8 protein-coding genes are annotated in these 7,866 nt (G+C 54.4%); all 8 read right to left on the bottom strand.

Annotation, left to right across the window (positions count from 1 at the left end):
- Positions 1–670, bottom strand: a 670-nt coding sequence (locus tag INT32_RS21705) for an SDR family NAD(P)-dependent oxidoreductase (RefSeq protein WP_193090769.1), incomplete at its 3' end; no start/stop codon positions are given.
- A gap of 17 nt (positions 671–687) precedes the next feature.
- Complete coding sequence (locus INT32_RS21700) at positions 688–1,431, bottom strand: SDR family NAD(P)-dependent oxidoreductase (protein ID WP_193090768.1); 744 nt, start codon at positions 1,429–1,431, stop codon at positions 688–690.
- A gap of 2 nt (positions 1,432–1,433) precedes the next feature.
- Positions 1,434–1,940, bottom strand: a complete 507-nt coding sequence (locus INT32_RS21695) for a 2,4'-dihydroxyacetophenone dioxygenase family protein (protein WP_193090767.1) — start codon at positions 1,938–1,940, stop codon at positions 1,434–1,436.
- A gap of 65 nt (positions 1,941–2,005) precedes the next feature.
- Complete coding sequence (locus tag INT32_RS21690) at positions 2,006–2,974, bottom strand: tripartite tricarboxylate transporter substrate binding protein (RefSeq protein WP_226817347.1); 969 nt, start codon at positions 2,972–2,974, stop codon at positions 2,006–2,008.
- Positions 2,975–3,320: 346 nt separating this feature from the next.
- Complete coding sequence (gene fetB / locus INT32_RS21685) at positions 3,321–4,121, bottom strand: iron export ABC transporter permease subunit FetB (RefSeq protein ID WP_193090766.1); 801 nt, start codon at positions 4,119–4,121, stop codon at positions 3,321–3,323.
- Complete coding sequence (locus INT32_RS21680) at positions 4,118–4,837, bottom strand: ATP-binding cassette domain-containing protein (protein ID WP_193090765.1); 720 nt, start codon at positions 4,835–4,837, stop codon at positions 4,118–4,120. The genes fetB and INT32_RS21680 overlap by 4 nt, the downstream gene beginning before the upstream one ends.
- A gap of 165 nt (positions 4,838–5,002) precedes the next feature.
- Complete coding sequence (locus INT32_RS21675) at positions 5,003–6,745, bottom strand: NAD-binding protein (protein WP_193090764.1); 1,743 nt, start codon at positions 6,743–6,745, stop codon at positions 5,003–5,005.
- Positions 6,746–7,866, bottom strand: a 1,121-nt coding sequence (locus INT32_RS21670) for a WD40 repeat domain-containing protein (RefSeq protein ID WP_226817346.1), incomplete at its 5' end; no start/stop codon positions are given.

Below are 7,866 nucleotides of genomic sequence, written 5' to 3'. Positions count from 1 at the left end.
ACGCATCCGAACACAGAAAGGTCACTGCGCGGGCCACATCTTCGGGGGTTCCCCAGCGCTTGAGCGGCGTGCGGTCCAGAATGGGCCGGGCCCGGCTCTCATCGTTCTGCAGCGCTTCGGTCAGGGGTGTGGCGATCCAGCCCGGGGCAACCGCGTTCACGCGAATGCCGTCTGCCGCATAGGCGATGGCCAGCGATTTGGTCAGTTGCGCAATACCCCCTTTGCTGGCACTATAACCGGGCACCAGCCCGCCGCCAAAAAAGCTGAGCATGGAGGCCATGTTCACAATACAACCGGTAGATGCTGCAAGCAAGGGACGCAAGGCCTCGCACAAACGCATGGTGCCCACCAGATTGACATCAATCACCCGCTCGAACACGGGTAATTTGAACTCCTCGACCCGGGCGATGATGCCCGCGCAATTGATCAGCACATCCACTTTGTCCAGGGACGCTGCGAACGCCGCCACATCCTGGTCACTGGTCACATCAACAATGGCTTCTGTCACTGTCGCATGGCGGTATGGTTCCTGGCCGGGCGATGGCAGGCCGGCAGCATAAACCTGTGCGCCCAGCGCGGCCAGTTCTTCTGTAATGGCGCGTCCAATTCCCTGGGTACCGCCGGTAACCACCACGGTTTTTCCTTCAAGCAAATTTTGTCTGAAACTCATGAATTTTCCAAATATTATCAATAGGTGGCGCGACCGCCAGACAGGTCAAACACCGCACCCGTGCTGAACGAGCATGAAGCGGACAGCAGCCATAGCGTCATTTCGGACACTTCTTCACATTCGCCCAGCCGCTTCATCGGACTTTTATCTATCATGGTCTGCACATGCGCCGGCGCCATCTGCTGCAGCAGCGTCGTGTTAATTGCGGCTGGCGCAATGGCATTGACACGGACCGGGGTGTGGGCCAGTTCCTTGCCCAGTGATTTGGTGAGTGCCAACACCGCCGCTTTGGCCGCACTATACGCCGAAGCATTTGGCGTACCTTCCTTGCCTGCCAGCGAGGCGATGTTGACGATGCGTGCCGCATGAGCCTGCTTCATCACAGGAACGGCCGCCCGACACGTGTTATAGACTCCCAGCAAATTGACGGCAATCACCCTTTGCCATTCCTGCGGATCGGTCTCTTCCAGCGGCAATGTAGAACCGGCGAATCCGGCACAATTGACCAGCATATCGATAGACCCGCAACTGGCAACCACTGCATTACAAGCGTCTTGTACGGAACGGTTATCACAAACGTCAACCGAATTAAACTGCATACCCTGCTGCTGCAATGCCTGCGGCGGCGCCTTCAAATCCCAGACTGTCACACTAGCCCCGGCAGCCAGCAGGCGTTGCGCAATATCCAGGCCAATCCCGCTGCTGCCGCCAGTCACGACGGCATTGCGGTGTGAAAAATCATAATTGGCTTTGCTATTCATGATCAACGTACGAACTGGTCGACATAATCGGCGCCCAGGCCGACGCTTTCATAATGCTTGCGACACATGTCCAGCTTGGTGAAGACATCCTCGTAGCCAGTGTGATTTCCTTCACTGTCCACGTAATACATAATGCCGTTGACCTGGAACATGGTAATCATCTCTTCCACGTCTTCGAGCACATACAGCGTATGGGTTTCACCGGGCGGTTCAAAAACATAACTACCTTCTGTAGCTACCCAGTCATGCTCCAGATAACGCCAGGTGCCTTTGATCACATAACCGTGTACCGGCTGGGGGTGCCGATGACAGCTGAGCACGCCCGATTTTCTGACGCGCAAAAGATTCATCCAGTATCCCTGCGAGACGTTCAGGCAGAGCGGACGAAACCATACATTGGGCGCCTGCGGGACCCAGATGCGTTCGTCGTCAGGAACGGCATTGGGCACGACAATGTCTTTCAATGCTTCTTTCGGATTGGGGTAACGATAGGGAGTGGGTTCGGTCATAACAATTCCTTGGCCCCATCCATGTGGGGCGATATGTCAAATGTGAGTTCTGAAAACGGTCTGGGTTACTTGATATCCAGTTCTTTCAGAACCTTGCTGTATCCGTCTGTTTCCATAGCCATCTTCTGCTCAAATGCCTCGCCGTCCGCATACACATAGCCCAGATTCTGCTGTTTGATGGACTTGATCAGTTCCGGATCCTGCGCCACTTTCTCAAATGCTTCCTTGAGCACCCTGACCGCTTCGACCGGCATATTTTTGGGGCCCGCAACGCCGCGCCAGGTACCATAGGAGACGTCAATCCCTTTTTCTTTTGCGGTTGGTACATCCTTGAACTCTGGCACGCGTTCCTCGTTCATCACGACCAGCAGGCGCATTTTGCCGCTGCGAACGTATTCAGCCGCTTCAGCGGGACTGGTGGCCACGGCATCGACCTGTTTACCCAGCAACGCCAGCAACGACGGCCCCGAGCCGGGATAGGGAACATGCGTCACCTTGGTGCCCGACTTGACCTCGAATGCACTGAGCGCAACATCGTAAACAGCGCCAGTGCCCGGGGTTCCCACATTCATGCCATCAGGGTTTTTCTTGGCAGCAGCCAGAAAATCCTCTACAGATTTATAGGGCGAATCATTGTGCACCACCAGTGTTGTTGGATCGGCGTTTAACTGAACCAGCGGCGTGAAATCCTTGTAAGAACGGTCAAACAGATTGAGCAGCGGCAATGTCACAAACTCGCCAGTCACCACAGCCAGGGTATAGCCATCCGGTTTCTGATTAAGCACATACTTCCACCCCACCGCGCCGCCCGCGCCAGACTTGTTAAGCACGATCATGCCTTTGGGAAAGTGCTGTTCCGCGGCCTTGGCAAAACTGCGGGCAACGGCATCGGTGCCGCCGCCAGGTTGAAACGGCACCACAAGTGTAATGGGCTGGGCAGGATAGGCATTTGCCGCTGCAGCCAGGGCGGGAACAGAGGCCAGGCCGCCACAGGCAATCAGTAAGGGCAGCACGGCACGACGAGGGTAGATCATGACAGATTTGTCTCCGGAGATATTCAATAAAGTAAAGGGAATTGGCTTGGCGCGCTCGGCCCACGAAACGGGCAAGAGCGCTTTGTTGTACTCATAAATCCATAATATGGAATTATTTCTATATTATGGATACAGTGTATAGACGTTGCGTTCACCAGCCATCTGGGGAAAACCCTTAATTACAGTCGAAATGATGACAAGTGAATTACGACAGGGTCCCGGCCCCACGTGCCCGAGCGTTGTCGTGGGGCATAAAAAAATCCGGCTGCCGGTTTCCTTCGTGGAAACTTACAGCCGGACCATATCCCTTTGTCCGATGCCGCTACCCTGAATCCTTATGCAGTATCTAGGCAGACTCGTGCAACTTCCAATACAGGAAATTATGCTGCGGGCTGAACACACGCCGATAGACCAGCAAAATAGCCAGCACGCATGCAATAGCCGAAGAAGCGGTCAGCAGGAACATCAGCAGAATCTGGTAACGGATGGCCTGCTCCGGGTCCTGGCCCGCCAGGATCTGACCGGTCATCATGCCCGGCAGGCTGACCAGACCGATCACCATCATGCTGTTGATGGTGGGCACCATCCCTGCCCGCACCGCCATCTGCGCCGCTTCGCGATAGGCCTCCCAGCCGCTGGCGCCGAGCGAGAGCATCATCTCTACGTGATCGCGCCGCTGCGTCAGTTCGCTGGTAATGCGATCGAGCCCCAGCGACACGCCGGTCAGGGTATTGCCCATGATCATACCCAGCACCGGAATCACATATTGAGGGGAATACCAAGGCTGTATACGCATGATCAATACCAGACCAATGGCCATGACCAGCCACGACGGTATCCAGATTGAAAACAGGGCATCCAATTGCATGCCCCGGTAACGAATGCGACTGCGGTTTCTGGCGGCAAGCCCGGCAATGACGGTCATCACAGTCATGATCGCGAGCACGATATACCATTTGTCGGCAGCAAACACCCATTTGAGAATCAGACCGATGGCAAACAGCTGCACCACCATCCGTACAGAGGCAATCAACAATTGCCTTTCCAGCTTTAAGCGCAACAGCAATGAAATCAATCCGTTGGCCAGGATAAGCAATGCCGCCAGGCCGATTTCACCGATCGATATTTCCATATATTCAAGGTTCATTCTTGCCCTTCCGCTATTTCATCGGTCGTGAGGCGGCCGCTTTTCATTTGCCATACACGATTCCCAACCCGGGCCTTTTGCTGCTCATCGTGGCTGATCCACAGCGTCGCCGTGCGACGATCGTTCACATACATCCAGTGCTCAATCAGCTTTTCCACCAGTTGCGCTGTAGACTCATCCAGCGCTGAGGTAGGCTCGTCCAGCAGCAAAAGACAGGGATCCAGCTGCAATACGCGCAACAGGCAGACTAGTTGCTTCTCTCCTCCTGATAGCGTGTCCGAATCCTTGGCCAGAAAGGCGCTGGGGCGGTCAATAGCGTGCAGAAACAGTTCGATTTTCTGCCGATCGTACTTTTTATCCCGGTTCACGGTAAGTCCGAAAGGAAAGGTCAGATTGCCTTCGACGCTGGTCTGCAGCAGCACCGGGCTTTGCCGGATATAGGCAATTTGAGCTCGGTAGCGACATGCGTCGGCCCGTTGTACCGGCTTGCCGTGAAGGATCAGTTCGCCAGCATCGGGCTTGTCCAGTAAGGCCAGGGTCCGTACAAATATACTTTTTCCGGAGCCAGAGGCGCCGGACAACGCGATACGATCACCGGGCTCGACTGTACAGTTTGCCGGATGCAGCAATATATGACCGCTTAACGGATCGTTGCGACTGAGATTTTTTGCCTGCAATAATGCAGGCGTCTTTATTTCTGGATTATCGGTTACCACAACTTATGCTTACCATCGTTGACGACGGCGTCGCAGGACAACCGTCAAAAGGCTGCTGACCATGCAGCGACACCATCGGGCCACAGTCAAGCCGGCTCACCGCCACTCACTGCGAACTCGCACAATATACACCGAAAGCGGCGTCCGGGCGCGCCAACAGCAAACTCAGACAGTCGGTTTAGCTTCATTACCGCGCACCAGGTGGGGAATGCGTAATACAACGTCCCGGTCCTTTTGTTTTTCGGCCTCGGGAAGCATCGCCCATTCCACCAGAGAAGGATGCAAGCGCCGCCGGTCATCACGCAGAGTGCCGTAACGCCAGCCCGCCAGGTAACGTTGCGCCATCCAGCGTGTATGCTCCACCTGTGCGAGCATTTCGACCTCGTCGGCGGTAAATGAGAGCGCGTCCTGCACGCCTGCCCCCTCCTCCTGTGTTAGCGCCAGCTTCCCGCACATGGCCAGTTTGTAGGCAATATGGTCCGCCTGTGCACGGTTCGCGTCCTTGGCCTGTTCATTCAACATGTCCCACGATTGCTTATAAGCGTCGCTTTCGCTGAGTGAACCCTGCTGCGGTGCAAGTTGCTGCAGATAGTCTTCATGAATGCTGCGCGCCGTGACATCCAGCCGTTCCTGTGTAATCAGCTCCACCTGGCACACCGATTCCAGACTGCCAAAAAAAATCAGGCGGTTCAATCTGCTCTGACGGGACTTGAGCAGCGCATTCAGGCCATCATTGTGATAGTTCAAGGCGAACACACGAAACGCGGCTGCGGGCGTCGCATGCAATATTTCCAGCGACAGTTTCAGATTGGCCGAATCGTCGTCAAATGCGACAATCACCACGGGGACAAGATGAGCCGGTGGATCAATGACTAACTCATTCAATATATGATCATAAGCGCCATCAAACGGCATATACTTGATCGACGACACCATTGCGGCGCCCGGATACTCGGCAGCCAGTTGCCTGCCGGCCTGCTCGGCGTCTGCACCATACACAATAATGTCGGGTGAGGCCGGGTTGATCGTATGCATCACCTGCAGGGCCTGTACCAGCAAGGCTTTGGCCGTGTCTCCGGTGCCAAAGACAATTAGCCGAAAGGCAGCATTGGGATCGCACATATTCTGGGCATAATCATAAGCAAGCCGTGAAAAGAACTGCCGTGCAATCATCTGATGGTGATTGAAAAACCTCAAGTCAATGCCGTTTTTCTTTTCATCTTCGAAATAGTCTGATTGCTGGAGCATGGCGCTGACCTTGGCGTTGCCTATATGCAGGAAACAGCGCACCTGATATTTCTCCGGCTGTTTTTGCGTGATCTGATGCAGTGCCCGCACCACATTGATGGTGGTCTGCTCTTTATCCAGAAAACAAATCATGAATCGCGCGCTGCGAATACCTGCATCCTGGAGCACCGTGCTTTGCGTGCCATCGCCAAAATAAACAAGATGGCCGTCGCGCCGAAGCGCCCGCGCATTGCAGTGATCAGCATCCAGTTCGATGGCCACCCCCGTTGTATCGTGAGCGCGCTTCAAGTCGCTCAGCAATGCCTGGCCTTTTTGATTAATGCCAATCACCAGTATCTGGTTGCGCCTGAACAGCAGCCGAAATTGGGTGTAGTACTCAACAAAGAGCTTCTGTGCGATCCGGTACATCCCTGCCAACAGCGCCAACGTCACCACGATTTTTACCAATGTCAGTTGCCATGGCAGGTTTTCCGGCGGCAATGACAACGCTACCGGATCCGATCCCATCAACGTTCGCAAGGTACGATACAGTCTTTCGGGCAAATAGAGCCATTCATTTATCTGTGGGTAGTGCTGCCCAAGGCCGCTCCAGGTCAGCACGATGACAGCGAGCCCACCCAGCATGACCAGAATGCTTTTTGTACGGCGCGATATTTTCATTTACGGATGCTCCTGCACGTTTTCCTGCGCCTGTCCAAGCAGTGCGAGGGTTTTCTGCCTGACACTTTCATCCTTTACTCTGCACAGTTGTAGTTGAGTCATGCGTATCAGACTATTGGCTATAAACGCGGTGTCCTTATTCTGACTGAAATACACGGCAAGCGCAGCCCGCGCCAGCGGATGAAAGCGCCAATAGTTGTAGATCAGACGCAGTTGCTCCACATTGCGTATGGGAAGTTGTTTTTCGATATAAGCCGTCAGCGGTACCGTAGAATCCGGCACTAAAGGGCGATTGTACGGATCCTGAAAGAACCATGATTCAGGGCGTTGCGCCACCCTGGGCGCGTCGATCACTGCCGCGGCGTCGTTGTCATACTTTTTTCCAAAGTAGATTTCACTCTGATCGGCCAGCTCCTGCACTGGACCAAGCAACGCATCCGGCACTGCCCAGGCATTCAGTATTGCCTGATTGCTCCGTGTATCCAGCGTCAGGATGTCTTTGCCATTGGGCAACAACACCACGTCGTTTATCCGACCGATGGCAAATGGCATCACAACGGGCATCCCGGTTTTGGTGTCATACATGGCAATGCCTTTATCATTGCGCATGTCCAGCGGATCGGAGGCGAAAAGCACCTGGCCATCCCTGGAAAATTTCAAATAGCCGCCGGCAGCGTCATTTCTAATTTTCTGCCCGACAGCCTGTTTGCGCTCCAGGTTCCACAAGCGGATATATTTATTGTCTTCGGCCATGGCAAGCATATTGCCGTCCGGGCTCAATTCCGCCTTCGGTGTATCGCCTGCAGTAGGCAGTGTCAGCCGGCTGACAAAATCTTTCATATCATACAGTTGGGCCTTGCCGTTGAAAAAAGCCAGCAGGTATTTATTGTCTGGCGTGAAATATGCACCCTTGAGCTCAGTCTGTTCCCGATGCAGCACCTGGCCAGTGGCAACCTGCTGCACCCGCCACTTGTTCGGCGACTCCAGAACCAGGATGGTCGACAAGTCGGCCGACAGTTTATATTTCTCGTTTTTACGCAGGCCAAAAGTCTGCGAAAGTTTACCCGTCTCTGTTTCCCAGATTGCCATTTTGTGGTCGTCGATTCTGGAGGACACCGTGC

It is taken from the genome of Advenella sp. FME57 (assembly GCF_014897675.1).
Taxonomy (GTDB): Bacteria; Pseudomonadota; Gammaproteobacteria; order Burkholderiales; family Burkholderiaceae_B; genus Advenella.
The sequence above is the reverse complement of the archived record's forward strand: the minus strand, read 5'-3'. Positions and strand labels throughout refer to the sequence as shown.

What these genes read in the sequence shown, in the direction of transcription:
- INT32_RS21700 (WP_193090768.1), bottom strand. Translation starts at nt 1,431, where the DNA reads ATGAATAGCAAAGCCAATTATGATTTTTCACACCGCAATGCCGTCGTG.
- INT32_RS21695 (WP_193090767.1), bottom strand. Translation starts at nt 1,940, where the DNA reads ATGACCGAACCCACTCCCTATCGTTACCCCAATCCGAAAGAAGCATTG.
- INT32_RS21690 (WP_226817347.1), bottom strand. Translation starts at nt 2,974, where the DNA reads ATGATCTACCCTCGTCGTGCCGTGCTGCCCTTACTGATTGCCTGTGGC.
- fetB (WP_193090766.1), bottom strand. Translation starts at nt 4,121, where the DNA reads ATGAACCTTGAATATATGGAAATATCGATCGGTGAAATCGGCCTGGCG.
- INT32_RS21675 (WP_193090764.1), bottom strand. Translation starts at nt 6,745, where the DNA reads ATGAAAATATCGCGCCGTACAAAAAGCATTCTGGTCATGCTGGGTGGG.